At 40.6% G+C, this 26,477-nt stretch carries 32 protein-coding genes and 1 pseudogene; 15 read left to right on the forward strand and 18 right to left on the reverse strand.

Annotation, left to right across the window (positions count from 1 at the left end; all coding sequences use genetic code 11):
• Window positions 1-71: 71 nt before the first annotated feature.
• The 6 genes from CD03_RS0102375 to CD03_RS0102405 all read right to left on the reverse strand — a co-directional run bounded on the left by CD03_RS0102375 (window position 72) and on the right by CD03_RS0102405 (window position 4,829).
• Window positions 72-1,427, reverse strand: coding sequence for a sensor histidine kinase (locus tag CD03_RS0102375; RefSeq protein WP_027292258.1), 1,356 nt, complete (start codon window positions 1,425-1,427; stop codon window positions 72-74).
• Window positions 1,403-2,077, reverse strand: a complete 675-nt coding sequence (locus CD03_RS0102380) for a response regulator transcription factor (RefSeq protein WP_027292259.1) — start codon at window positions 2,075-2,077, stop codon at window positions 1,403-1,405. The genes CD03_RS0102375 and CD03_RS0102380 overlap by 25 nt, the downstream gene beginning before the upstream one ends.
• 17 nt (window positions 2,078-2,094) lie before the next feature.
• Complete coding sequence (locus CD03_RS0102385) at window positions 2,095-2,826, reverse strand: lantibiotic immunity ABC transporter MutG family permease subunit (RefSeq protein ID WP_027292260.1); 732 nt, start codon at window positions 2,824-2,826, stop codon at window positions 2,095-2,097.
• Complete coding sequence (locus CD03_RS0102390) at window positions 2,823-3,587, reverse strand: lantibiotic immunity ABC transporter MutE/EpiE family permease subunit (protein WP_242849017.1); 765 nt, start codon at window positions 3,585-3,587, stop codon at window positions 2,823-2,825. The genes CD03_RS0102385 and CD03_RS0102390 overlap by 4 nt, the downstream gene beginning before the upstream one ends.
• Complete coding sequence (locus CD03_RS0102395) at window positions 3,587-4,285, reverse strand: lantibiotic protection ABC transporter ATP-binding protein (protein ID WP_027292262.1); 699 nt, start codon at window positions 4,283-4,285, stop codon at window positions 3,587-3,589. Before CD03_RS0102395 ends, CD03_RS0102390 begins: the two co-directional genes overlap by 1 nt.
• Window positions 4,286-4,505: 220 nt before the next feature.
• Window positions 4,506-4,829 carry a winged helix-turn-helix transcriptional regulator gene (locus CD03_RS0102405; RefSeq protein WP_027292263.1) on the reverse strand — a complete coding sequence of 108 codons (324 nt, stop codon included), beginning with the start codon at window positions 4,827-4,829 and terminating at the stop codon, window positions 4,506-4,508.
• Window positions 4,830-4,970: 141 nt separating this feature from the next.
• Here CD03_RS0102405 and CD03_RS39760 point away from each other — a divergent pair, with 141 nt between their 5' ends.
• The 8 genes from CD03_RS39760 to CD03_RS0102440 all read left to right on the forward strand — a co-directional run bounded on the left by CD03_RS39760 (window position 4,971) and on the right by CD03_RS0102440 (window position 10,526).
• The gene (locus CD03_RS39760; protein WP_394910230.1) at window positions 4,971-5,036 is read left to right on the forward strand and encodes a DUF6783 domain-containing protein; all 66 of its coding nucleotides are present in this window, start codon (window positions 4,971-4,973) and stop codon (window positions 5,034-5,036) included.
• A gap of 80 nt (window positions 5,037-5,116) precedes the next feature.
• A complete protein-coding gene (locus CD03_RS0102410; RefSeq protein WP_044288855.1) occupies window positions 5,117-5,731 on the forward strand; it encodes a pyridoxamine 5'-phosphate oxidase family protein in 615 nt (204 codons plus the stop codon).
• Complete coding sequence (locus CD03_RS0102415; protein WP_027292265.1) at window positions 5,725-7,263, forward strand: ABC transporter permease/substrate-binding protein; 1,539 nt, start codon at window positions 5,725-5,727, stop codon at window positions 7,261-7,263. The genes CD03_RS0102410 and CD03_RS0102415 overlap by 7 nt, the downstream gene beginning before the upstream one ends.
• 14 nt (window positions 7,264-7,277) lie before the next feature.
• A complete protein-coding gene (locus CD03_RS0102420; protein WP_330377108.1) occupies window positions 7,278-8,030 on the forward strand; it encodes an ATP-binding cassette domain-containing protein in 753 nt (250 codons plus the stop codon).
• Window position 8,031: 1 nt separating this feature from the next.
• The gene (locus CD03_RS0102425) at window positions 8,032-8,811 is read left to right on the forward strand and encodes a protein-ADP-ribose hydrolase (RefSeq protein WP_027292267.1); all 780 of its coding nucleotides are present in this window, start codon (window positions 8,032-8,034) and stop codon (window positions 8,809-8,811) included.
• On the forward strand, window positions 8,756-9,241 hold the full coding sequence (locus tag CD03_RS32130; protein ID WP_197041615.1) for a hypothetical protein: 486 nt from the start codon (window positions 8,756-8,758) through the stop codon (window positions 9,239-9,241). Before CD03_RS0102425 ends, CD03_RS32130 begins: the two co-directional genes overlap by 56 nt.
• Window positions 9,238-10,101: an SIR2 family NAD-dependent protein deacylase gene (locus tag CD03_RS0102435; RefSeq protein ID WP_242849018.1), complete on the forward strand. Its 864-nt coding sequence runs from the start codon at window positions 9,238-9,240 to the stop codon at window positions 10,099-10,101. Before CD03_RS32130 ends, CD03_RS0102435 begins: the two co-directional genes overlap by 4 nt.
• A gap of 50 nt (window positions 10,102-10,151) precedes the next feature.
• Window positions 10,152-10,526, forward strand: a complete 375-nt coding sequence (locus tag CD03_RS0102440; RefSeq protein ID WP_027292269.1) for a TnpV protein — start codon at window positions 10,152-10,154, stop codon at window positions 10,524-10,526.
• A gap of 133 nt (window positions 10,527-10,659) precedes the next feature.
• Here CD03_RS0102440 and CD03_RS39310 read toward each other — a convergent pair whose 3' ends face one another.
• The 4 genes from CD03_RS39310 to CD03_RS37665 are packed head-to-tail and all read right to left on the reverse strand — an operon-like array spanning window position 10,660 to window position 12,179.
• Window positions 10,660-10,968 carry a DUF1016 N-terminal domain-containing protein gene (locus CD03_RS39310; protein ID WP_242849019.1) on the reverse strand — a complete coding sequence of 103 codons (309 nt, stop codon included), beginning with the start codon at window positions 10,966-10,968 and terminating at the stop codon, window positions 10,660-10,662.
• Between the two features lie 52 nt (window positions 10,969-11,020).
• A complete protein-coding gene (locus CD03_RS38740) occupies window positions 11,021-11,149 on the reverse strand; it encodes a hypothetical protein (protein WP_255348054.1) in 129 nt (42 codons plus the stop codon).
• Window positions 11,146-11,622 carry a hypothetical protein gene (locus CD03_RS0102450; protein WP_156042733.1) on the reverse strand — a complete coding sequence of 159 codons (477 nt, stop codon included), beginning with the start codon at window positions 11,620-11,622 and terminating at the stop codon, window positions 11,146-11,148. The genes CD03_RS38740 and CD03_RS0102450 overlap by 4 nt, the downstream gene beginning before the upstream one ends.
• 47 nt (window positions 11,623-11,669) lie before the next feature.
• Window positions 11,670-12,179, reverse strand: coding sequence for an ATP-binding protein (locus CD03_RS37665; protein ID WP_197041641.1), 510 nt, complete (start codon window positions 12,177-12,179; stop codon window positions 11,670-11,672).
• Between CD03_RS37665 and CD03_RS39765 the strand changes: the two genes are divergently transcribed.
• Window positions 12,108-12,320, forward strand: a complete 213-nt coding sequence (locus tag CD03_RS39765) for a DUF4368 domain-containing protein (protein ID WP_027292272.1) — start codon at window positions 12,108-12,110, stop codon at window positions 12,318-12,320. The genes CD03_RS37665 and CD03_RS39765 overlap by 72 nt on opposite strands.
• A 151-nt stretch (window positions 12,321-12,471) precedes the next feature.
• Here the strand turns inward: CD03_RS39765 and CD03_RS36950 are convergent.
• Window positions 12,472-13,235: pseudogene (locus CD03_RS36950) on the reverse strand (IS5 family transposase).
• Window positions 13,236-13,564: 329 nt separating this feature from the next.
• Here CD03_RS36950 and CD03_RS32135 point away from each other — a divergent pair.
• Complete coding sequence (locus CD03_RS32135; protein ID WP_052377629.1) at window positions 13,565-14,935, forward strand: D-alanyl-D-alanine carboxypeptidase family protein; 1,371 nt, start codon at window positions 13,565-13,567, stop codon at window positions 14,933-14,935.
• Between the two features lie 98 nt (window positions 14,936-15,033).
• Here CD03_RS32135 and CD03_RS0102480 read toward each other — a convergent pair whose 3' ends face one another.
• Window positions 15,034-15,540, reverse strand: a complete 507-nt coding sequence (locus CD03_RS0102480; RefSeq protein WP_027292275.1) for a VanZ family protein — start codon at window positions 15,538-15,540, stop codon at window positions 15,034-15,036.
• Window positions 15,541-16,399: 859 nt separating this feature from the next.
• Here CD03_RS0102480 and CD03_RS0102495 point away from each other — a divergent pair.
• The gene (locus CD03_RS0102495; RefSeq protein WP_027292276.1) at window positions 16,400-17,212 is read left to right on the forward strand and encodes a DUF305 domain-containing protein; all 813 of its coding nucleotides are present in this window, start codon (window positions 16,400-16,402) and stop codon (window positions 17,210-17,212) included.
• A gap of 443 nt (window positions 17,213-17,655) precedes the next feature.
• On the opposite strand, the gene CD03_RS0102500 is transcribed toward CD03_RS0102495, so the two are convergent.
• From CD03_RS0102500 to CD03_RS0102520, 5 genes are all read right to left on the reverse strand, one after another.
• Complete coding sequence (locus tag CD03_RS0102500; protein ID WP_027292277.1) at window positions 17,656-18,672, reverse strand: zinc-dependent alcohol dehydrogenase; 1,017 nt, start codon at window positions 18,670-18,672, stop codon at window positions 17,656-17,658.
• Between the two features lie 38 nt (window positions 18,673-18,710).
• The gene (locus CD03_RS0102505) at window positions 18,711-19,244 is read right to left on the reverse strand and encodes a hypothetical protein (RefSeq protein ID WP_027292278.1); all 534 of its coding nucleotides are present in this window, start codon (window positions 19,242-19,244) and stop codon (window positions 18,711-18,713) included.
• Between the two features lie 3 nt (window positions 19,245-19,247).
• A complete protein-coding gene (locus CD03_RS0102510; protein ID WP_027292279.1) occupies window positions 19,248-20,324 on the reverse strand; it encodes a HAMP domain-containing sensor histidine kinase in 1,077 nt (358 codons plus the stop codon).
• A complete protein-coding gene (locus CD03_RS0102515) occupies window positions 20,321-20,992 on the reverse strand; it encodes a response regulator transcription factor (RefSeq protein ID WP_027292280.1) in 672 nt (223 codons plus the stop codon). Before CD03_RS0102515 ends, CD03_RS0102510 begins: the two co-directional genes overlap by 4 nt.
• 68 nt (window positions 20,993-21,060) lie before the next feature.
• Entirely contained in the window at window positions 21,061-21,723 is a 663-nt protein-coding gene (locus CD03_RS0102520; protein WP_027292281.1) for a hypothetical protein, read from the reverse strand.
• Between the two features lie 250 nt (window positions 21,724-21,973).
• Between CD03_RS0102520 and CD03_RS0102525 the strand changes: the two genes are divergently transcribed.
• The 3 genes from CD03_RS0102525 to CD03_RS0102535 are packed head-to-tail and all read left to right on the forward strand — an operon-like array spanning window position 21,974 to window position 24,276.
• Window positions 21,974-22,609: a TetR/AcrR family transcriptional regulator gene (locus tag CD03_RS0102525; protein WP_027292282.1), complete on the forward strand. Its 636-nt coding sequence runs from the start codon at window positions 21,974-21,976 to the stop codon at window positions 22,607-22,609.
• A gap of 16 nt (window positions 22,610-22,625) precedes the next feature.
• Window positions 22,626-23,927, forward strand: coding sequence for an MFS transporter (locus CD03_RS0102530; protein ID WP_242849020.1), 1,302 nt, complete (start codon window positions 22,626-22,628; stop codon window positions 23,925-23,927).
• A 1-nt stretch (window position 23,928) separates the two neighbouring features.
• Window positions 23,929-24,276: a hypothetical protein gene (locus tag CD03_RS0102535; protein ID WP_027292284.1), complete on the forward strand. Its 348-nt coding sequence runs from the start codon at window positions 23,929-23,931 to the stop codon at window positions 24,274-24,276.
• Window positions 24,277-24,352: 76 nt separating this feature from the next.
• Here CD03_RS0102535 and CD03_RS0102540 read toward each other — a convergent pair whose 3' ends face one another.
• On the reverse strand, window positions 24,353-25,411 hold the full coding sequence (locus CD03_RS0102540) for a uroporphyrinogen decarboxylase family protein (RefSeq protein WP_027292285.1): 1,059 nt from the start codon (window positions 25,409-25,411) through the stop codon (window positions 24,353-24,355).
• Window positions 25,412-25,627: 216 nt separating this feature from the next.
• Here CD03_RS0102540 and CD03_RS0102545 point away from each other — a divergent pair, with 216 nt between their 5' ends.
• Window positions 25,628-26,476, forward strand: coding sequence for an AraC family transcriptional regulator (locus CD03_RS0102545; protein ID WP_027292286.1), 849 nt, complete (start codon window positions 25,628-25,630; stop codon window positions 26,474-26,476).
• Window position 26,477: the final 1 nt, after the last annotated feature.

A 26,477-nucleotide genomic window follows, 5' to 3' on the forward strand; every position in this document is an offset into this window, starting at 1 on the left:
GCAGATGTTCCTGCTTTTAATGGAAATATAACATGGGGATGTTACCAAGTTGTAAACTTTCTTTCGGCGGCTTAACAGAACCTGACCGTAACCACCCCGCCAGATTCACAGTTTCCCAGTTCCAGATGTCCAGCGTGAGCTTTTACTACTTCCGCTGCAAACCAAAGTCCAAGTCCATTGTGTCCATCGGTGCCACGCGCTGCATCTCCACGCCACAGGCGCTCTGTTGCATGGTGTAATGCCGATTTACTAAAGCCGGGACCTTCGTCACGCACAGTGACCTGCCAGCCCCCCTCTGCCATGCTGCTTTCCAGATACACATTTCCTCCTGCGGGGGTATACTCAATTGCATTCTGCACCACATTGCCGAGGGCACGAAGTAAATGGTCTCTCTGAATGCTCACAGTACCCTCCAGGCCGTTATGGGTTTGCAGGCAAACCCTCTTTGTTTCTGCAAAAGCCATTGTTCTGTTGCCCAGCTCGTCAAACATGGCAGACAGGCTGGTGTTTTCAAATGCCTCATCACCACCGGCGGCAGTTTCCAGCAGGCTGGCAACATACTGCCTGGCCCTGTCGTTGCCTGCCATAATTGTTTCCACCATTTTGCGGCTGCTGCCAGGCAGTTCTTCGCCCAGCAGAAGTTCGGCATTGCCTCCCACCAGGGTGAGCGGGGTTTTTAAATCATGCGCAAGTGCTGCAATTTCTGCCTCACGTTCCTGCTGTGCCGCCCACTGGGAAGACAGGGCGCTGTACAATGCCTCCCGCATATGCTCCATGGCGCCAAGAGCCTGGTCATACTCGCGGATGCCTGCGTGAGGAATTGTGAAATCCAGTTCCTGGGCGCCGATCTTCTCGCTTACCTCACTGAACAGCTTCAGCTTGGCTGCGAGGCGCCGGCGGAGCCACAGAGTATTAAATAACAGGCAGAGCACCAATGCCGCACCAAAGGTTGCCAGCCACAGGTATTCAAAGGGTGGCAGCATGTCACGCAGCACAGGATTGGTAAACTCTGCCCTGTAATGCCAGCGAAAGATTATGGTGCTACCATCTGCGTAAGTGTACCGCGAAACATCCGCGTTGGTGTGCCGGGAAACATAAAGGCTGTAGGCATCCTCCTGTAAAATTCCGGCAAGGGTTTCCAGCTTCTTTCCCTCTACGTTGCTTTCCAGCACTTTGCCGTTTGGATCAAACAAAGCATACTCAGGCAGGAAATCGTCACTGGGAGAAACAAATGTTTCTGGCTCTCCGTCCAGCATCTGCTCCACCTGCTGGTTCGGGACAACTCCCCGGTAAACAATGCCGGTGTTTTGAAACCTCACCAGGCAAAAAGACCATACCATACAGCATAACAGCATACAGCCGGACATAACTACTGCAAAGCGCAAAAGCACAAAAGAAAGGCCTACAGAACGCTGTCTTTTCGCCATTTGTAGCCCACCCCCCAAACAGTTTCTATAGGACTTAAGCCGTCGGCTTTCAGCTTGGCACGGATATTTTTGATGTGCTCCGCAATGGCCGACGAATCGCCTTCCGCGTCAAAACCGAAAACGGCTTCGTATAATTGTTCTTTGGTAAACACCTGACCGGCATGCAGTGCAAGGTGCTCACAGATGGCGTATTCGCCCTTGGTAAAAGGCAGTGTATGTTCACCCGCGATGGCCCCCTTTGCCTGCATATCAAAGCGAACACCACCCCGGTTCAGGGTGCGGCTGGGCTGGCGTACCTCCCGCCGCAGATGGGCATTTACCCGTGCGCACAGCTCCGCGATCCTGAATGGTTTTTTAATATAATCATCAGCGCCCAGGCCAAAGCCCTGCACAAGGGCCGCATCTTCCGCCCTGGCAGTCAGGAACAATATGGGACAATCCACCTCGGCACGGATGCGGCTGCAAAGGGAAAAGCCATCCTCTCCGGGCATCATCACATCCAACAGCAAAAGGTTATACAGCTGACACCTGGCAGGCTGCACGGTAGCGGGATCCGTTTCGGTGTCTACCTGGTGCCCGTCCCTTTCCAGAGCGGTGCGTACCAGTGCCAGCATATCAAGGTCATCATCGACCACTAACAGTTTCGCCATAGTCTATCCTCCTAGTTTTACTCTTGTATAACTTTACCTTCCCATTTACTATACCATAGTAATGTCAAAATCAGAATCATCGAAGTAATAATAATCTGAGAAATAATTCCAGGAAAAATAAGTTCACTTGAAAATCCAAAATAATTTTTCAAATACCGAACACCCCATTCCCAGGGAATGAACGGCCAGATTTTATCACCAATGGGATTTTCAAAGAAACCCGCTAAAATCGTACCAGAAATCCCCAGCAAAACAGAAATACTTGAACCAAACCGAAATGCAATAGGTACGTGTAATAAATATAATAATAAACTGTTATTTAAAATAATACAAAATATGGCAAGATATGAATCAAAGTTCATTACACTTATATCCAGAAAAAAATTGACTCCAATATAGAAACAAAGTTCATATATGATTACACTTATGGCTGAAAAAAACAGTAAAAAGAACAATTTTCCCAAATATACGCTTCTTCGGGACTTCACTAAACCCAGAGCATTTTGAATACCGTTTATATTCCTGTCGAGATTAATTAAAATTGGTGCAGCAATACTAACAAAAATCGGATAACATATTTGTAATACCACGAAAAACAATCTCGCATCCGAAATAATATGGTAACCGGCAGAAGCGTAATAAACCAAAAATAATGTTGTAACCGCAACAGGCAGTAACAAATGCAATAGAACAACCGGAGTTCGTCTGATTTTGGTAAAGTTAGATAAAAACTCCCTTATAATAGTCATTTGCGGTACACCTGCTTTCCATACCAGCGGGCAAACAAGATTGAAAAAACTAACATAGCAAACAAGCTTATCAATACCAGCAGCAAATTTTGTCCTGAATTTAATAATAATCGTGAATCTGCACCAACCAATAATCCGCTTGGCAAAACTCCAAATAAAGTAACCATAAACCTGGCAGTCCAGCTATATGGGAAAACCCAAAACAACGGCGTCAAGGAAAAAAACAGACCGCCTAATGCACTGGCAAACAAATTTATTATCACAGATCCAACAAATCCGACTTTCTGATCTAAAAATAAACAGAACGGAATCTGCCATAATAAAGAGAGACACAATAAGAAGTATCCTAAAACATAAAAACCGGCAAAACCTATCGCAGCTGAAACACCTGACCATATGACTTCAGAGATTATGGCGATAAACGATAGCAATAATGATATCATCAAAAGATTCAGCGCTATTAGAATTGTTTTAGCAATAAATGTCTTCTTCAAGTTAATGGGCAAACTATAAAGCGTACGGTATTTGTGTTTTTGATCCTTATGATTGACTAAATGGCATAAAATCACAATGGACAAAGATGCAACAGGCATGCACCAATTGCAAACGATAGAGCTTGAAAAGCCACCTAAACCAATATTTAAATATATAAATATCATGGATATTAAAATTAAAGCTATTGGTATAAATATAATAAGTTTTCTAAATAAAGAGCGTTTAAATTTCAAGTTTTCTGCTTCTAAATATGTTCGCAGCATCATTATGCACGCTCCCTTCTTACAATATCCATAAACAATTGTTCCAGATCTTCATCTGCTTCAACTTTGTCCTGGTAAAGAAGCGATCCATTGTATATGATCCCTATATCATCGGCAACCTGTTGTATTTCGCTTAAAATATGACTGGATATAATTACAGAAATCCCAGACTCCGCAAATGTTCGGATCATGATCCTTAATTCTTCTATGCCAAAAGGGTCTAGCCCGTTAGTAGGTTCATCCAAGACTAATAATTGGGGGTTATTAAGCAGCGCTAATGCTATACCCAGCCTCTGTTTCATTCCCAGCGAAAAATCGGATATCTTTTTATTTTTCGTATCCGCTAAGTCCATTTTTTGCAATACTTCAGTACATTTTTCTGCCCCAATCCCCAAAAGAGTCGCCCTCACTTTTAAGTTTTCAAATGCCGTTAAATTCTCATACAGCGGTGGTGATTCGATTAATGAACCAATATTCAATAAATCTTTTCGGGACCAGGGATGATTGTTGAATAATATTTCTCCTGAAGTCGATCTGGTAATTCCTGTGATCATCTTCAGCAATGTTGATTTACCGGCACCATTAGGTCCTAATAAACCGTAGACAGAATTTTTTCTTACACACATCGATAAGTCTTTTATTGCATACGTCTTTTTAAACTTTTTAGAAACATGATTGGTTTTTATGATATACTCATACATTTATAACTTCCTCCATTTTACATAATTGACAACATAAAACGGTCTGCCGGCTGCAGCCGGTTTGAACAGTGTCCGTTCCATAGCGTTGTAACTCTTTTGATTTGTTACTGCTATGGTAACAGCTATTTTTAAGGAAATTATAAAGAAGCTGCTGCTTACTTGAAATTCACCCCTGCCAGAAGCCTATAAAGTTTAAATATTGCGTTTGTCAGGCTGGGCACTAAATTTGTTTCTTCTTATATTCCTTTCCCCAAACAACCATTGCCTCCAAAACTGTATTCAAACTCAACCCCATCTCTGTCAATTCATATTCCACACGGGGCGGTACTTCCGCATATACCGTTCTGGTAATCAAGCCCGCCTCCTTCATATCCTTTAGATTAGAAGTCAGCACTTTTTGTGAAATGTTCCCAATCGAATTTTTCAGTTCTCCAAACCTTTTCTTGCCTGTTAACAGATCACGGATAATCAAAACTTTCCATCTGTTACTGATTAAGCTTAGTGTTGTTTCAACCGGACATTCCGGTAATTTCTGTGTTTCCATATGATTTCCTCCATTAGTTTCTTTTTGGCACCTTAAGCACTTTATTGTGCCTACTTGCGCTAATCGCTGTATGCCTTTAATATATTACTTATAAAACAAGAAGTCAAGACAAGAGCGTGTTTGAAAATTGCTTTCTGACAGATGTGCGTCACAGTTTGTGGTAGATTTGTCCCGGATGAAGGGCGCGTAGCGGGCTACGCAACCTGAATCCGGGGCAAATATGCCGCAAAGTGGGGCGTGCAGATGGCAGGAATGAATTTTAAAACACGCGCTAGGGAGGAATACCTATGGAAAACAAATATCTCAACATACTTAGGGAAATTAAAAGTGTATCGATGTCAACTGTCAGCAGCGACGGAATGCCCCAGGCAAGAATTATTGATGTTATGCTTGTTGAAAATCAATCCTTATATTTTTGTACCGCCAGGGGGAAAGGTTTTTACGCAGAATTACTGGAGAACAATATGGTTGCGGTAGTGGGAATGACGAAGAATTATCAAATGATCCGCTTAAGCGGCAAAGCAAAACATCTGTCAGAGCAGAAGTTCTGGATTGATAAAATATTTAAAAATAACCCCATTATGAATGACGTTTATCCCGGGGAAGCCAGATATATCTTAGAACCATTTTGCATAAACAGCGGTTCCCTAGAATACTTTGATATAAGCTCAACTCCTGTATACAGAGAATATGATTCTTTTGGAAACATGGACTCCATTATGAAAGGATTTGAAATTACCGGGGATTGTATTTCCTGCGGCATTTGTGCCGAGAACTGCCCGCAGCATTGTATTGATTCGAAAAGCAAATATATGATACAGCAGCAGCATTGCCTGCACTGCGGATTATGCTATGAAACCTGTCCCGTAAAAGCCATTAAAAGGAGAACGAAAATATGTTAATGGATATTTGGATTTTACTAACGCAACGAAGTGCATTTTTCATTAATCTATGCCTGGAACACTTGAAAATTTCTATTATCTCTATCGTAATTGCAATTCTATTCGGAGGGATCCTTGGTATTCTGGTTAGTGAATTCCGACGATCGTCTAAGCCCGTACTTGGCATTATTAACTTTCTGTACACCATTCCATCCATTTCTATGCTGGGATTCCTGATACCCTTTTCGGGCATCGGAAACATAACTGCCGTGATTGCACTTACCTTTTACGCATTAATGCCGATGGTGAGAAACACTTATACAGGAATCACCAATGTAGATGAAAATATTATTGAAGCTGCAAGAGGGATGGGCAGCACAGACAGGCAGATTTTATTTAAGATTAAACTGCCATTAGCGCTTCCGGTAATTATGTCCGGCATCCGAAATATGGTAATTATGACAATTGCTTTAGCAGGTATCGCTTCCTTCATTGGTGCCGGAGGTCTGGGTGTTGCCATTTACAGAGGAATCACGACGAACAATGCTGCAATGACAATGACAGGAAGCCTTCTAATCGCTCTGATCGCCCTGTTATCTGATTTTATCCTCGGGCTGATTGAAAAACTGCTGCAAAGGAAACGAAAAAATAAAAACAGGAAAAAAATATCGGTGATCATAGGCGGCGCCATTCTCATCCTCGTTGTTTTTGCTGCCGCTGCTTTCTTCCACAAATCAAAAAAAGAAACGCTACATATTGCTACAAAACCAATGACAGAACAATATATCCTTGGCGAAATGCTGGGCATTCTGATTGAAGATTATACAGATTTAAATGTAGAAATTACCCAGGGTGTAGGCGGAGGAACCTCAAATATCCAGCCTGCAATGGAAAAAGGCGAGTTCGATATCTATCCGGAATATACCGGAACAGGATGGAATATGGTGCTCAAAAGAAATGAACTGTACACGGAAGATATGTTCGGGCAGTTACAGTCCGGGTATGAGTCCGGGTATGGACTGCAATGGACGGGTATGTATGGATTTGCAAACAGCTATGCACTTGCCGTAAGAAAGGACATCGCTGACAAATATAACTTAAAAAATATCTCCGATCTAAAAGACATATCATCTGAATTGACCTTCGGTGCGGAATACGATTTCTATGAAAGGGAAGACGGATACACCCCGCTATGTGCTGCCTACGGAATGGATTTTAAAAATACCGTTGATTTGGATATCGGTTTAAAATACCAGGCGATCAATGAAAAGAAAATCGATGTAATGCCGATTTTTACAACAGACGGACAATACAGTGTCTCTGATATCATTGTGCTGAAAGATGATAAAACTTTTTATCCCTCTTATCAGTGCGGAAACGTTGTCCGCATGGAAGTACTGGAAGAGAATCCGGATCTGGCAGATATATTTGAAATGGTGCAGGGTATTCTGACTGATAAAGAAATGGCTGAAATGAATTATAATGTAGAAAACAATGGCTCGGAACCCAGAGAAACTGCAATTGCTTTTTTAAAGAAAAAAGGATTAATCTAGCCTGGAGGTAAAAAATGTTTGATAAAAAAATGCCAATAATACAATTTAAAGATATCGAAAAAAAATATGATGAAAATGCCATCATCACGCATTTCAATCTGGATATAGAAAAAGGAGAATTTCTCACCGTTATCGGTTCGTCAGGCTGCGGAAAAACAACACTATTAAAAATGATAAATGGACTGCTGCTCCCGGACAACGGGAGTGTCCTGGTGAACCAGAAAGATATTAAAAATGAAGATTTAATTGCACTCAGACGCAGTATCGGTTATTGCATCCAGGGAAGCGTACTCTTTCCCCATATGTCCGTGGAAGATAATATATCCTATGTCCCCAATCTGCTGAACCATCGTAACAAGAAGAAAACCCATGAAGCCGTTGCAAAATGGATGAAGATCGTAGGTCTGACCGATGATATGCGGATGCGCTATCCATCGGAACTGTCCGGCGGACAGCAGCAGCGGGTGGGGATCGCACGTGCACTGGCTTCCTCTCCTGAAATCTTACTGATGGATGAACCCTTTGGTGCCGTTGATGAAATCACCCGGGTACAGCTGCAAAAAGAAATCAAAGAGATCCATCAAAAAACGGGTATTACTATTATTTTCGTTACCCACGATATTTCTGAAGCATTGCAGCTCGGTACAAAAGTCCTGGTATTGGATCAGGGTACCGTCCAGCAATACGACACCCCGGAAAAAGTAGTTCACTCGCCCGCCAATCCATTTGTGGAAAAATTACTGAATGGGAAAGGAATTCAAATTTAATATGACACAAGATAAAAGATTACGTTACCTGATTCGGTTTCTCCTGAATGAAAATTCTGAATACAGTACACTCCAGATTCCGGCAGCCGGGCAGGAGCAAAAAAAGCTTTTGCGTTCCCTCATGAATGTACGATTACCCAGACCCATTTCTCCGGAGTTTTTAGAAATACAGGATGCTTATTTACAAGAGGAACTACATGAAAAAAAAGTCACTTCCCTTCTTGATTTATCCCCTGTAAAGGATGGAATTTATTTATGGAAAGGGGACATTACCACACTTCAGACTGATGGTATTGTAAATGCCGGCAACTCTGGCTTATTGGGCTGCTTTGTTCCCTGCCACGGCTGTATTGACAATGCTATTCATTCTTTTGCAGGCATACAGCTTCGTTTAGCCTGCCAGGAGATAATGGAGCGGCAGCAAAGCGGGGAACCCGTTGGCAAAGCAAAGATTACAGAAGCATATAATCTTCCTTCCAGGTTTGTATTGCATACGGTAGGTCCAGTCATCCACGGGCGCCTGGGGGAAGAAGATTGCGTTTTGCTGGCATCCTGCTATCGCTCTTGTTTGGAACTTGCCGACACTTACCATTTAAAAAGTATCGCCTTTTGCTGTATTTCAACCGGAGAATTTCATTTTCCAAATGAAACCGCAGCACAGATAGCAGTCAATACGGTAACCGCTTACCGTAAAAATACACATGCAGAAATGGAGGTCGTATTCAATGTTTTTGGAGAAAAGGACTACAGCATCTACCAACAGCTGCTTAGAAAAAATTAAGACTTTAAAAGAAAAAATAGATACTGCCGATGCCATTCTGATCGGAGCCGGTGCAGGACTGTCTGCAGCGGCAGGATTGGAATACAGCGGTAAAAGATTTACGGACAACTTTTCCGATTTTATTGAAAAATATGGTCTGAGCGATATGTATTCCGCAGGTTTTTATCCATTTGAAACATTAGAAGAATACTGGGCATATTGGAGCCGTCATATTTACATCAACCGCTATATATATTCCACGGGAAAACCCTATACGGATCTGCTAAAACTGGTCAGAGACAAAGAGTATTTCATACTGACAACCAACGTAGACCATTGCTTTCAAACCGCGCACACCAGAAACAAATTAACGAAAAAATTGAGAAAACGGCGTATTTCAGGACATTTGCAAATTCAAACTACAATTTATAAGGAAAGGCGGTGTGCATGATGTTTGGCAGACGAAGCTTTGGACAAACCAATACGATAAATGGCATAGATAAGCTGCGTTGCGCACTGGCACAGGCAGACACTGTCATCATCGGTGCAGGAGCCGGTCTTTCCACATCAGCCGGTTTTGTTTATACGGGAGAACGCTTTCAGGAGAACTTCCATGGCTTTGCAGAAAAGTATCACTTTAACGATATGTACTCTGGTGGGTTTTACCCCTACGATACCTTGGAGGAGCATTGGGCATACTGGAGCCGCTATATTTGGATAAACCGCTACACACAGGCACCAAAGCCAGTGTATGACCAGCTGTTTGACTTGGTGAAAGACAAGGATTACTTTGTCTTGACTACCAATGTTGACCATCAGTTCCAGAAAGCCGGATTTGATAAAAAGAGGCTGTTCTATACGCAGGGTGATTACGGTCTGTTTCAGTGCAGTGAGCCATGCTGCCAGAAAACCTATGACAATGAGGAAATCGTTCGTCAGATGGTGGAACAGCAAAGAGATATGCGTGTGCCAACGGAGCTGATACCTCACTGCCCTGTCTGTGGCAAGCCCATGAGTATGAATCTGCGAGCAGACAATACATTCGCCCAGGACGAGGGCTGGCATAAAGCTGCGGAACGCTATTCAGAGTTTTTGCGGCGGCACGAAAATACGAAAGTGCTGTTTCTGGAATTAGGTACTGGAATGAATACGCCTTCGATTGTAAAATTTTCTTTCTGGCGTATGACAAACCAGTGGTCTAATGCTACCTATGCCTGTATCAATATGGGTGAAGCCTATGCACCAGATGAAATCAAAGCAAAGTCTATCTGTATCAATGAGGACATTGGAAGTGTCTTGAAGCAAATTTAACTCGTATCGATAACCGGCACAGGCTTATGAGAGCCGGAAAGGATACGCAAATGGAACATACGATTATTGAAAATGGATTTACCTATCATTTGGCTGAGGATGGGATGTACTATCCCGATTTGAAGCTGCCGGAGGATAAAAAACCCCGCTACGGCAGATACGGGAGGATGCGGAAAATATTCCTCATGGAACACAGGCACGGGATGTTCATGGAGCTTTTGTTAGATGGTAAATTGGTAAAGCATCTGAATGAGATAGACGAGCAAGCACAAAATCAAGTGGATTTGATTGTTCGTCAGATGGCGGAGAAACAGGGGGTAAACGAAGCTTTGAAAGCCTGTGACCAGATGGCATGGGTTGGGGCGAAAAACAATATTAAGAGTGCAGCGGAGGAAATTGTGCTGCCAGAATTGATTTATAACTAACTCAAAAGGCGTAGGTAAAGCGATGTTCGCTCTGCCTACGCCTTTGCTTTTATAATGTTGCTTGGGCATTCGTTTCCGAATTTTTTGGCTCAAAGCATGAATCAAGATTTTTGCATACTTTCTTTTAATTCATTTAACAGAAGTTTTGCAACGGGAGTGAATATTTGATATTTCTTCCAGATGATGTGCATAGGAGAACGAAGCTGAGCAATTCACAATAATGTGACCACGACAATTTTCCAGACACTGTCTGGATTTTTTGATAGCTGAGATAAAACAACCTCATATTATAGATATTGGAACGGGAAAATCCTTTTCCAAACTCCTTGGAAAGTGATTTGGATAACTGTTTCAGTGTATTCTCTCCGTAGGCGGCTCGTATCTGATCATTTTGTTCATAACGAACGAAAATTTCACCGATTTTCCAGTAGGTGGATAGCAATTCGGTGTTTACCTGCGCCGCAACCTTATTTCTGGACGAATCTAATATCGTCTTAATTTCTTATCGCATAGTCCAAACACTTATCGGAATTATATTTCTTTACAATGATGGCACATTTTTGCAGGGCTTCAAGCCCCTGCTCCGGGTTGCCCATTTCACCAAGCAGAACAGAGTAGTTCACAACGCCAACGCATCCTTTTCCAGCTTGACAGCTTTCTCTGTCTTGTTATGGAAGGTATCCTCATATAATGCGGTGTAGTCCAGCAGCAATGCCTGGTCAGTGTTTTTGCCACAATCCGGGTTATTCAGCATAGTTTCCACCTCTTTTAGTAGAAAGACAATGCCTGGTTCATAACTGTACTTTTCCATATAAGGAATGGTATCCTCAACGAACAGCAGGAGGAACGCTTCATCGTCACGGTCAAGTAGCTTCACGGCGTTTTCAATGGTCTGGAACAGCGTTTTGTAGTTGGCAATATCCTGTCCATGCAGCAGACAAATGTGCTGAAGGTTTTCCAGCAGTGTACGGCAGTTGGTGACAGACGGCTTTGTATCTGTGACTGTGATTTCCTGCATCATCGGGTGCAGAGCAATCATGCGCATTGCCTTTTCCTGTATGAAGCCCATTTCAATTAAATCATTAATGCCGTTCATATTCGGCTGCCCTATCCATCCGGCAAACTGCCGTGCGGGGATGCCAGTCAGCGGCACAAGAGCAAGCCCACGCAAGATGTTTTGCTCACTTTCAGAGAATTATCAATGACAAATAAAGTGTCGTCTTTCAAGGTGCGCAGGAATTTATTATGCTTCTTAAAGCGTTCTTCTTCGGTATCAGTAGGCAGATCATCGGCAAAATCCATGTCGATGATGTCCTGCTTCAAATCTCCGCTGTATGTCAGATAAAGAAAATTGGTGTAGCTTTTTTGGTATTGGGCTGCATAGGCTTTTGCAAGCTCGCTCTTGCCGATACCGGCAATACCATGCAGAAACCACCTTTCCGTCCTTTTCCAACAGGTCGTGGAGCTGTTCCAGTTCCTGTGTGCGCCCGCAGAACCAACGGCAGGGCTTGGGAATATCGTTGGCAAGTACATAGTCCCGAATGACCGGGGGAAACAGAGCAGTATACCGATATTACCGAAGTGACCGCCGAGCTTCTGCACACACTGGTTGAAAAAATCGTGGTGCATGAAAAAGAGGTTGTCGATGGTCAAATCATTATGCGAGTGGATATTTACTACCGCTTTATCGGGAAAATCGGTGCTATGGACGGCGAGGATTTGCAGGCTCCTAAAATCCGCAGGAATACCAAACTCTTGCGGGAAGCTGGTGTTTTACCGGCTCTGGAAGCCTAAAAGGGAAAAAGAACAAAATGGTGCGCAATAAACATAACACTCCGGGCATTATAAAATACCCCTTTTGGCAAATGACATACGAAAATCCCAAATCTGCCTATGCCTGTATCAATCCTGGACTAGAGCGTGTTTTAAAATTGCTACACATTGGTCATTTTAACCAAATTAATATTGAAGCGATACACAAAAATCCCAGATAGGTGAATGCAAGTTTGTCATAGCGGGTGGCAATTCTACGAAATGCCTTTAGCTTTAAAAAGAGTTTTTCTATCAGATGCCGCTCTTTATATAGCCACCAATCGCAATGACGTTCAAACTTTGCTCCCTTTCTTGATGGAATTGTTGGTTCACCACCTTGCTCATAGATATAGTCAATCAGTTTATCACTGTCATATCCACGATCAGCAAGTATGTTACTTCCTTTTAAATTTACATGTTTCAATAAGGGAATCGCGAAATTAATATCGTTGCGTTGTCCTTCACTGATCATGAAATACACTGGATTTCCATAAGCATCCACAATGGCGTGTATTTTTGTACTGGCTCCGCCCCGGCTGTGTCCTATTTCGCTAGAAGGCCCCCTTTTTTTGCACCTGCACTATGTTGGTGCGCCTGAACGATAGATGCATCTAACGAAAGTTCTTCCAATGCGGCTTCAAGGCTTAGAACGCGAAAAATATTATCCAGTACGCCAGCATCAATCCACTTACGAAAACGGCTGTATACACTTTCCCATGGCCCATAACGCTCAGGAAGATCACGCCATGGGGCTCCGCTTCGCGCCAGCCAAATCATTGCATTAAGCATGGTACGGTTTTCTTTTGAGGGACGACCTGGTTTTCCTGTGTTTTCAGGAGGAAGTAAAGTTACTATATGATTCCATTCATCATCTGTTAATTCATATCGTCTCAACATATAAAACACCCCTTTTTCTTTATTTTACCATAAAACGGGGATGCAAAACATTTGTTTTGTGCAACTTTTAATTTTCAAACACGCTCTAGAGCACTGCCCTTTTGAAATCGAAAGCCAGTCAATTTGTATCAATGATGATATCAGAAAGGTAATCCACGTTCTCCTTACGCAATAACAGTCAACTGCTAATGACTACTAATGACTTTAATTTAAGCCTTCTATTTGAGACATCTTTGTAATAGTATATTAAAGAGCCGGCAGATTGTACCGCTTTTTATCTGTCCGCCATTCCGGTCACTTGAAAAATAAGACCTGATAAGGAGATGTCTATGAAACGTATATCCATCGCTATTTTAATTTCCATGTTCATATGTCCCGCCATACTCCTAACGGTATATGCAATGCCGGATTGGCCTTCTGATGTCTGGATTCAGGCGGAAGCTGGCGTAGTAGTTGATATGGATTCCGGTGCAGTTCTTTTGGGTCAGAATATTGATACACCCTATCCTCCTGCAAGTATCACGAAGCTTCTGACTGCCCTGATCGTTATAGAAAACAGTAATTTAGAAGACATTGTGACTTTCTCTGAGGATGCGGTAAATAACGTGGAAGAAGGCAGCGGGAACAAGCTCAATGTTGCTGCAGGTGATCAGTTAACCGTAGAGGACTGCCTTTATTCCCTGCTCCTGCACTCCTGCAATCAGGTGGCAAATGCTTTAGCAGAGCATGTTGCCGGAAGCCGTGAGGCGTTCGTGCAGATGATGAACGATAAAATAGCAGCACTGGGATGCACCAAGAGCCACTTTGCAAATCCATCCGGTTTAAATGATGATACACAGGTTGTCACCGCATATGAAATGGCGCGCATCGCTCAGGCGGCATTTTCCAATCCAAAGCTTCTGGAAATTGATTCTTCCCTGTCTCATGATATCAGTCCGACTCTTAATAATCCCAATGGGATCACGATATATATGGAACATAAACTGGTCAGCACCTCCGATGAAAACAGCGAATTCTACTGTCCATTTGCCATCGGAGGCAAGACCGGATACACCACCCCTGCGGGAAATACCCTGGTCACTTACGCGGAACAGGACGGCCGTAGACTGATAAGTGTCATCTTACGGGGCACACCTTCCCAATATTATCTTGATAGCAAGGCTCAGCTGCAAAGCGGCTTTCAAAACTTCAAGAACCTGGATATTTCCAAATACGACAATACATCCAATCTCTTTAAAGAACCCGTTACCATAAATGGAAATACTTACGAACCGTCACAACTGGAACTTGCCGGTAAAAGCATAGTATCCGTACCTGCAGATACCACTGACTTTAAAGGAATTAAACGTATCTTAATCAAAGGGCTTCCGAATAATCCACCTTCCAATGCCGTCGGCGTCATCCGGTATGATTATGGAGAACATCACCTGGGTTACGCATACCTGTTAAAAAAAGACAGCAATCAGGCATCCGCAGAAGTTTCGGCTACCCCTAGTTCATCAGGTACTCCGCAAGAATCGGATACTCCGCCAAGCGAGAGCACACAAAGTCATCAAGATGCAGATCTGCCGCCTACTGTTGAAAGCAAGAAGGATGGTATTGATCCCCAGAGTAAACTTTTGTTTTTAGCCGTTTTGATTATAGCAGGGATCGCATGGTGTGCTGTTTCATTTGGGTCAGGGAAAGAGGATACACAGTAATAAGTGTCGCTGCTACTTTATTAGAAAAGATAAAGAAAACTTGCGTAAAAAAGGATCAACAGTCCCGCTGATCCTTTTTATTCCCCAAACAATATTTGCTATAAATTTACAATAATGAGAAGTCCCAAAAATGCAATAACCCCAATTGTCCCAATGCAGGCTAATATATTTAATACTTTGTTGGTTTTATCCTTTAACAGCTTATAAAAAACTATATAGATCAAACAACCAATTACACCTCCAAGGGTATTTCCAATTAAATCCGTTATATCAGTTGCTCCAACTGCGAATATAAATTGTAGTATTTCCAGCGCTAAACTTGTAAGTGCAATTGGTACGATTTTTTTCAAAAATGACCAGTTACTTTTTAGCATACAGATATACAATCCAAAAGGGATAAAAATAAGTACATTGTTAATTATTTCATCAAAATCCATTTTCCCATTAATTATTACAGATCCGGCAAAAGGAATTAGATTTACTCCTCTTAGATGTGGTAAGCCTTTTAGTGTAAACTGCATTTTTAATAATATAATCCATACTAATACAAAAACATAGATTATAAACAAGATCCATGTTAATTTCCTTTGACTCTTATTCTCCATTTTCTCCTCCTTATTCTATAATAGAAATATACTAACACAACTATCCTTTATATTTCTATTATAAATATTCTTATTTTTCTATTATGAAGATTCTTATTTTTCCTTATCTTCTATATTTTCTTTTTCAAAGGCAAGGCTAATAAGCCGCAAATTTACAGTAAGATATTTGCTGTAAAACATCCTAATCTATATTATTATACTTCCATGTGTTATAATGAAACTAATTAATAATCAAGGTGTAAATATAAGCGTTGTAATCATCACAGGCAGCTTGTAGAAAAGAATTTACAAACAGGCTCTACGCAGTATTCGTGATATCTATGAAGGAGCAAATAAGAAACTTGAATATAGAAATGCCAAAAAAGAAGATGCGAAACTTCTGACAGATATTTATAATAAATCATTTTATGATGATTATATACATTATAGTGAATGTCCCAAGTACATTTTTCTATAAAACGGTAATATTCGATTTCAGCACTACTGATCGGTTTGTTCGCTTTGCAATAATAATTATGTTTATGTGAAAGGAGGTATGTTGCATGTTAGCAGCTTTTATGGGGCAGTTCGGTATGTTTTTAAGTATCCTTTTCAATGTCTTAAAATTAATATTATATGTTCTTGCCATATTGGCTTTGATTAAATACTTAAGAACTAAATAATCTGCAAAAAGGGTAAACCGTATATACCGTTTACCCTTTTTTTCGTTTTATATCCCACTTTTCTTGAAAAATCAAATTATTACGGTCATTTTACCTCCAAAGTTTTAGAAAAACAATATTTACTGTATAATTTCCCCTATCCTGAAAAAGCTATAACTAAATCTAACTTACTGCCTGAACGGCTGAATGGAGGTCTTATGAATAAAAAAGGATTTTACTGGACGATGGGAATCATAGCTGCTCTTTTAGTGGTTCTTCTGATCTGGCTGTTTTTTGCCGGAAGAAATAAAACTGCTCCTATGCCAAACACAGATACAAACACCACCCAGGTTACTACCAACAGCAGCGGTGCTGACCACGCAAACAGCAATGCCAACAGCAATACTAACAACAATGCTGCTGACCAAACAGACGGCAATGCTGCTGACCACAGCGGTATGAATCATGATAATACGAACAACCATGGAGATAAAAATCTGGCTTCCTATTTGGATGAGCAGGACGATGATATGGATGATATGATGGAGGACATGGAGGAGATTGACAAAACAGGCTATGCTGCTATTGATTTTTTAAACGGAATGCTTCCCCATCATGAAGCAGCTATTTCCATGTCGCAAAGCTACCTGAAATACGGCGGTGCCAACGAAGAATTGAAAAAACTTGCAAACGATATAATTGACGTCCAGAAACAGGAAATTGATCAAATGCAAACACTCGCTAAGGAATTAAAAGCTGCCGGCAGACAGGATCAGGATCAGGAAAATGCCTATCTGGAAGAGTATAAAAAGATGTTTTCTTCCCACCAAATGAATCACTCTACTGCTAATAATGTAGAAGCCGCTTTTGCTGAAGGCATGATCATGCACCACCAGATGGCAGTTGATATGGCAGAATCTATTTTAAAATATACAGATGAAGAACAGGTAATCTCACTGGCTCAAAATATAATCACCGCTCAAAAAGAAGAAATTAAACAGATGGAAAATCTCTTAAAAGAAGTAAATTGAATCATTTTTTCGCAAATCGACTCGAATCGTGTCGTAAAACGAATTGACATATTCCGCTCGGAATTATATACTATAGAACGTGTTAACTTCTTAATTCGACACATATGATTCATAGCCCAGATCCCACGTCTGGGCTATTTCATTTTGACACACCTGGCATACGTTCAAAATATGGATTATCTGAAATGATCTGTAAATCTCACATTCTTACCCGAATTAGAAACATCCATGCACGATTGGTAACATTTACCACCATTACAAACCCCGTAAACCCAGGAAATAACCGAAAAAATATAAAATTAATATTTCATAACATAAAACCGGTATTTCAATACATTTCACAACTACATTTCAAATTAATAGTTATAATATAATTGTATTTAATTTTTCAATTTATACTCCGCAACTCCCACACGTTGCGGAGTACTCCCCAAATAATATTCTTATTGTTCATAATGAATTACTACATTTAATGCCCGTTCAACATCAGCGGCTTTTTCTATCGCTTCCGGCAGTTCCTCCCAGGTATAATCATGTGTAATAATGCTTTCAATATCCCATTTTCCGGACTTCATAATCTTCATAACATCCTTTACATCCGCCGGCATATAGCCCCCGCTCCCAATCAATGCATGCTGGGCAAATGTCATATTTAATATGTCCACCGGCCTCATTCCGGCCAGAACCGCTACGATCACCATACGGCTCTCTATCTTTCCCATATTTTGATATGTAAAAAGAATAGACTCGGCTCCTGCCGCATCAATATAAATATCCACATCAGCCGTAGGCCCATTTAAAGAAGGTGCCTCACCAAAATACTCCATCGCTTTTTCTTTCATATTTTCCCGCCCGTTATTGCAGACTTCCATACCGAGAGCACCGGCCTTTTTCAGGCGAAAATCCGAATGATCACAGATCATAACTTTTTCACATCCAAAATACTGCAATGCAATTCCGGCTGCTATTCCGATTGTCCCGGCACCAAAGACAATTGCTTTTTCCCCTTTCTGCGGGAACGCTCTTCGCGCAGCACGGCATCCTACAGTAAATGGTTCGATCAGACAAGCTTCTTTCGATGATATTTTTTCGTCTACATAATACACCTGCCGATTTAATTCTGCATGCGGTATCAACATATATTCCGAAAAACCGCCAATCGTTCCTGCTCTCTTCGTATCCCCCTTTGCCAAAAGCGGGTAAGGATAAACCCTGTCCCCCTGTTTAATATCTTTTACCTTTTTTCCCACCTGTACAACTTCTGAAACTGTTTCATGTCCAAATTCACCACCTACGTTAATTTTATGCCCTGTACCGGGTCCATGTTGGTAAACTGCCACATCCGTCCCGCAAATACTGGAATATAGATTGCGGACTACAATATCATAATCACCAGCTTCAGGCATCTCCAGTGCTGCCATTTTAATATTCTTTTTTCCCTGATAGATCGCTGCTCTCAATTTTTTACCCTCCTTATAATCTTTCAATAATATTGCTTTTATAATAGACTGTTTCCTTTTTCACATATTTCATATATCTCATCATATTTGTCTTCCATCAACAAATTTACTTTCTTTCTGCGTCTCATCCTTAGGCTTCGGAAAACAAAATACGGCAGTATCCAGCCTGCAAATGCCGGGAAAGCAAGTAAAATGCAGAGCCAGATAATGGGGGGTTCATTTGTCACGGCAAATACAGAACCTGCCATACATACTGTACCCAAAATGCCAATCGTTATCGCCATTATTGTTGGCATGGCTGTCTCAGACTTCTTAGCGGCATTAATTTCATCCATACATGCTTCGAAGTGCCGCTGCAGACGGGTCAGCTCTGCTCTGTTTAATATTTTACGGTCCCTTTTTAAACGGAGAATAACTTTTGAATTTTTCTTTACCGGCTCTACATTTTCATCTGATATCCATCCAAAATTTTTGTAACCATCCAGATAATGGGATAACTGTTCTTCCTCAATCTCTACTTCCTTATATTCATATCCCACAAAATCCTTTCCTTCTTTCACAATACCACTCATTCTCTACTCACCTGCCTCCGTAATCGGGATCCGCACCGTAAAGGTGGTGCCCTGACCCATTACACTTTCTGCCAAAATTGTATACTCCATTAACTGCAATACACGTAACGCTATTGCCAATCCCAGTCCGTTCCCTTCCGTTGCGTGGGAGGTATCTCCCTGATAGAATTTATCAAAAATGTGATTTAATGTTTCTTCACTCATGCCGCAACCATTGTCCGATATCTGAACAATGATTTCTTTTTCCGTGGAACTCTGCTTTAAAGTTACGGTACCACCGGGTTTCGTAAACTTAATGGCGTTGGATATCAGATTGTTCCACACCAGTTCCATAAGATTTTCATCTGCAAGAATAATCGCCTCATCTTCCATCTCTGCTGAAAACTCAATTTCTTTTTGATCCCACAGTGTTTCGAAATGAAGCACACATTCACAAAGCTGACTGCATAAGTCATACTCACTTGCTGCCGGGTGAATCGTCTGCTTTTCCAGTTTGCTCAGCTTTAAAATATCTGTAATCAGTTGGGACAGCCGTCTGGAAAACTGTAATATGTTATCTGCATATTCCTGAACTTTCTCCTTTGACAGATTTGATTTCCCCAAAAGTTCGGCATAATTTTGGATCACAGCCAAAGGAGTTTTGATCTCATGGGACACGTTTGAGAGAAAATCTGTTTTTAACGTTTCAATACTTCCAAGCTCCGCTACCATTTTGTTAAAATCTGCAATCATGACATCCAGATAGTCCGCCTTATCTGCTGTGTGAATGGGTCTAACATAAACTGAAAAATCACCGTTGGCAACATCCTTCGTCGCTTTTACAAACTGCTTTAAAGGTTTATCATAATGCCGGACTATCTGCCAGCGTATAAGTATAGTAAATGCTGCCGAAACCAGAAGCCAGTACGCAGTCATTCCAAAAATATATCCTTTGGGAATGGATGCAACATCAATGTATGCTCCTAAAATTTTATTCTGCGTGGTAGTCAGGAAAGCCAGTACAAAAAACGTAACCACAAATATGCGGATAGGGAAATGCTTGACTTTTACGCGGGGATCGGCATATTCTTTTTCGCTCATAATAACACCGCCTTATATCCGATTCCGCGTACAGTCACAATTTGAAATCCATCACATCCCGAAAATTTATCTCTTAGTTTTGTCACATAGACATCCACAGCCCGAAGGCTGGTATCACAGTCAACACCCCAAAATTCATCCATCAGCTGTGCACGGGTAAAAGTTTTTTTTGGATAAGAAAGCAGCTTATACAGGATATGGAACTCTCTTGTGGTAATTGGGATTTCCACATCATTGACAATCGCAGTCATAGCATCCGAATCCATCACCAGATTACCTGCTGCAAGCTTTCTTTCCGTTTCAATATTGGCACGGCGCAGCAAAGCCCTGACCCGAAGCAGCAGTTCATCAAGTTCAATGGGTTTCACCATATAATCATCAATCCCCAGCCGGAACCCTTTCTGTTTGGATGGCAGATCATCTTTAGCCGACATAAACAGGATGGGAATAGAGCTATTCACCTGACGCACCGTCCGGGCAAACTCAAAACCATCGATTTCCGGCATCATAATATCAGAAATAATCATACTGCAGATTGATTGATACATCTCATCATATGCCTCCGCCGCACACATACAGCCCTTAGCCTGAAACCCGCTGTCATTTAAATATGTACAGACAATTTTATTTAACCGCTCATCATCTTCCACTACTAATATACGAATCATTCCGTACCTCCTTTTTTCTTTCAGAATCCAACGCACTCAAAGAACTTCTCATTATTTTAACATATAATCTATCTGCTGCATTCTTTTTTTATCCGGTTTACCCGGATCACCATGCTCACTCCCAGCAGGGTGGCTGCACTTCCCATCAACACACCCATTAATCCATTGGACAGGGATGGATCGTAGCCGATTTCACGCTCATGGGTAAATGACAGCAGTGCCGTCTGGGTCAGAACCAGGCAGATCAGAGAAGATGCCAGATTAATCATTTTAATTGCATGGATTAAAAGAGTATGATTATGGCGTTCTAAGATAACTCCCCGGATATTCAGCGTTAACTCCGTAAATGTAAAAGCTGCAATGGTAATTCCCACATAGGGATGGTACGAACTGACCTCTGGATAGAAGAAAAGCCTTGCAGAGTAAGCAATATATAACGCACTGGCTATAATGAGAACTTCTCCGGAAAGCATATAATAGCGGCACTGTAGTTCCCGGCTTTTCCCTTTTGAGATCCCGGATAACGCAAAAAGCTTAGCCAGAACCATGCCAAAAGTATAAAATGCACTGACACAGGTAAATACAGAAAATGAGAGTATTCCCATAATCAGCTTCCCGGCCCCCACAAGAATATTTCCAATACAGGATGCTCCGGTAATCTGCAGAGAACGTCTTGGATTACAGATTCTTTTTACTTTTTGCAGCAGTTCTGTTTCTCTCATTTTCTTCATTGGTGATACCCCGTTTTAAAATAAAGTATATTTGTTGTATGATAGGATTGATTATAAATGAATTTTGTTTGTGATTTGTTTGAGAAATGTTTCTAAATTGTGAATTACTTGTGTATTGATAATGTCCGTTGGTAATGTCCGTGCTGATGCAGCAAGCCCCTTTTTGCTATTTATTATTTATTACCTTGACAAATCAAAAATGAAACCCTATAATAAAACAAACAGACAGTCTGTTTATAGGAGGATTAATATGAATAGAGAAGAAAAAAGTAAAAATAGTAAAGAAAAAATAATTCAATCAGCATTTTCTTTGTTTTCAGCAAAAGGATATGATGCGACTTCTACACAAGATATTATAGATCTATCTGGTCTGTCCAGAGGCGCAATGTATCATCACTTTAAGAGTAAGGAAGATATATTAAGAAGTGTAACAGAAGGATTCTATTCACATATGAATAGTTTCTTAGAAAATCTTGTTGCAGATACTACTCTTACATCAAAAGAAAAATTGATGAAACTTATTACTCATAGCGCGGAGGATTATACACATAAACAAATGGTAGATTGCTATTGGAGTGAAAAAATACCGTTTGCTCTATTAGAAGAAGTACAATACCTTAACAATGTGGCTGCTCCATATTTTTGTAAAATAATAGAGCAAGGCGTTGAAAACCATGAATATGAATGCGAATATCCGCAAGAATTGGCTGAAATTCTTATTTTTGCTGTCGACGTTTTACTCAACCCGACATTATTCACTCGTAGTTATTCTGAAGTATGCAGCAGATTAGACTTTTTATTTTTTCTTTTAAAGAAAATGGAGATACCAATTATTGATAGTGATGGAATAAATAAAGCCAAAGAACTATTCAAACAGGAATTATGATATAAAGGAGGAGAATGTGAATAATACAATGAATGATAATATACAATGCAATTCTGTGGAAAAAAGAAATATTCCACCGTTAAAAAACTTTAAACTAATGGTCTTAGGGCAGATCATATCAATACTAGGTTCTTCACTATTACGATTCGCGTTATCGTTGTTTGTTTTAGATAAAACAGGTCGTGCAGATGTGTTTGCGACTTTATTTGCTATTTCTAATATCCCACTCTTATTAGGTCCGTTTGGTGGGGCCATAGCGGATCGCTTTAATCGCAAAAATTTAATGGTAATCTATGATTTCTGTAGTGGTACGATTGTATTTTGTTTTTTTCTTTTACTTTTAACTGGAAATACTTCTATTGTAGTAATTGGTATCTTAATGATACTGCTTTCCGCAATCAGCGCAATGTACAATCCAACTGTTTCAGCCAGTGTACCGTTACTGGTTGAAGAAAAAAAGATTGAAAGCAGCAATGGGATTGTAATGGCTGTTCAATCATTGGCAATGGTTTCTGCTCCAATTATAGGTAGTCTTTTATATAGCGCTATAGATTTTAATATTCTCATATTAGTATGTAGTATATTATTTATACTATCTGCAATTATGGAAATTTTTATTGATATTCCCTTTAGCAAAACCAGGGAAAAAGGACATATCATACATACGACTATATCCGACTTAAAAAGCGGCTTTATATATGTAGTAAAAGAACCTTATATCTATAAATCCGTCCTATTTGCAATGGCACTAAATCTTATAGTGACACCACTTTTAGTAATTGCAACTCCCACAATTCTTCGTCTGGTTATGGGAAGTACAGAAACAATGTATGGTCTAGGCATGGGTCTGATCAATTTTGCAACAGTCGTTGGTGCATTGACGGTTGGTATTTTTGCGAGAAAATTGCATTTTAATAGAGTGTATCGCTGGGTGCTGGTTATGAGCGTAATGTTCCTTCCTATAGCAGTATCAATTTTACCATCCGTCTTGAAATTTGGATATTTACCTGCATTTTCAATTTTTATGTTAGGGGCAGTTCCGCTATCCGCTATGATACAAATACTTTCTATCTTTGTAGTTAGTAAGGTTCAAAAGCAAACACCAAATGAAATGTTGGGCAGAGTCATGTCAATCATGATTGCCGGGGCACAATGCAGTACACCAATTGGACAAATTATATGCGGAAATATACTGGAAACCTTTAGCGGTAATTTCTACTTACCTGTATTATTTATTTGTGGAATAATGATAATTATATCAGTCATAACAAAATATAGTTTTAAAAATATAAAATTGAACTGTGAAGGAGGAATTTAATATGCCATTTACCGAAATATGTATTTATCAGGTCAAGCCGCAAAAGGTGGACGAGTTTGAAGCACTCATGCTTGAGGTTAAGAGTTTTTTAGAAAAGCAAGTAGGACTGCTTTTACTTCGATTTGTCAAAAGGGAGTATCATATAGACTTAAAACAAATTAAAGAGGGGCTTCCCCCTCCCAAAATTACGCGCATTGTAAAAAGCGTTAAGTACATGCTTTATTGGGAATTTGATACTAAAGAAAGTTATGGAACTGCACAGAAAAACCTTTACGATAGTTATTGGAAATCTATCGAAAAGTGCTTAATAGTGCCACATGACAAATATTTAGGAGAGGGATTGTTTTGACGGGCAACGGCAAGCCCCGGCCAAACTGGCGGCCGGCCTCACCGCTAATTTCGTTTCGTCCTTACAGCTTGCAGGCTTAACGGGGTATCTGCCGTTCTACCTCATACAGCGCCTCAATATTCTCAATCGGCACATCTCCTTCAAAAGCCTGGCTTGCCATTAATATGTAACCGCCATCCCGATTCAATGTTTTAATAAAACGCCTTGTCTCTTCTGCAACTTCCTTAGGTGTCCCATAAGGGAGTATTCCCTGCGTGTCGATTCCGCCGTGAAATGTGATTTTTCCGCCAAACTCTTCCTGGAGGCTCTCCGGTTCCAAACCCGCAACTTTTTGGATCGGCTCCAGTACATCCACATTGCACTCAATCAGTTCCGGTATAATAGGGCGCACGGCGCCGCAGGAATGCTGTTGGTAAAACGCGTTGTATTTATGTGCCAGTGCGGTGAGCTTTTTCGTATTTTCTTTGAAGAAATCTCTCCACATGTCCACACTGAATAAGAGGGAAATCTGGGTACCATAATCATCGTGGGGCCTTAAAATGTCAATTCTGCCCTCTCCAGCCTTAAAAATTCTTTCATAATATTCCAGTTCAAAAGCTACCATGCGGTCTAATATACGCTGTGCCACTTCCGGTTCTTCAATCATCATTACAAAAAAACGATCCATATCAATCAGAAATGTTACTATCTGGAAAGGTCCTTCATGTCCTACAATAATAGCCTTATCCGGATATTTATCGCATTCTTTTTTGATAACGCTATAATCAAACCAATCCGGATCAGGGAATGGATACGCATCCACTTCTTCTATGGTTGTAACATCATTTAACGGAAAATAGGATGTCATACCGTACTCATCAATAGCTGTTTTATGGATGGTAGTTTCGTATCCCCAATAGCTGGTGGTGACTTTCTGCCCTTTTTCGTTTACATACTCCTTGCATTTTGGTCCGATGTATTTTGGCGAAACCGGTACTACATCGATTTTAAACTTATCTAATAACTGGCTGTAATCCGTAAATTGATAGTGCACCATTAATTTTTCCACTACGGAATCTACAGCTTCAAATGCCGCCGGTGTCCGGTCCGGCTTCTGATGGGCAATTGCCGCCCTGACTCTTTCTCTGGATGTCATAATTATCCTCCTTCAGTACCTTATGATAGCCTTATTGTACAATTTACCCCCTCTTACAGCAATGAAGAAAACAGTACATTTTATTGTATATTTTAAAACTAATTATAAACTTCAATTGACAATTTTATACCATGTTTTATAATGGAGATATACTCATATTCGATGTTTCCATATGTGGGTTTTACATTTTACTATTGACAATTTAGAGGTTATTATATGACAATTGATGAAAGAATAAAAAACGTACTGCATTTCAACTACCGTTTAGCTTCGCCACCAGCAAACGATAACTTTTTATTTCATGTAATCCGTGCCGGATGCAGTTATTTTGATGAAGATTTTGAAATTATCCGTGACAATAATTACCCTTATTATACGGTTCATTTTGTTTTCGACGGATGCGGAATTTTTCATATCTCAAAAAAAGAACATCTCCTGAAAAAAGGAGATGCATTTATTATTTTCCCCGGAGAGGCCCATGACTACAGCAACTACAGCCATTCTTCCCTGGGACTGCTGTGGATTGAACTGTCGGGCAGTAACTGTAAAGAATTATTCAGTTATCTGCTATCCAATAATCAATATGTTTTCAAAAATGTATCCACTGAAAAAGCCGGTCAGCAGCTTCTTGATATTTTAGAATATTTAAGTCCCCCGGTTACTATAAATAAATATGAATTATCTTCTAAAATTTACACTTTTATCATGTATTTGTTGGATTTAATGACCGGTATTCCCACAAAAAATACACCTGCGCTTATTGTAAAAGCACTAACTTACATCGATGAAAATTTTACCGGTCAGATTCAGATTCGTGACATAGCAGACAATCTTCATATCAGTCATACTTATCTTACGAAACTGTTTCAGAAAAATGTCGGTGTGACTCCTGTTAAGTATATCAACATGAAGCGCATTGAATATGCCTGTTATCTGCTGCAGAATACGGATTTGAGCTGCGAATCCATCAGTGATAAGACAGGGATCTACGATAATGCATATTTTCATAAGATGTTTAAATCCGTGAAAGGGATGACCCCTGTTCAGTACAAAGAATCCCTATAAA

The organism is Robinsoniella sp. KNHs210 (assembly GCF_000686105.1).
Taxonomy (GTDB): domain Bacteria; phylum Bacillota; class Clostridia; order Lachnospirales; family Lachnospiraceae; genus Robinsoniella; species Robinsoniella peoriensis.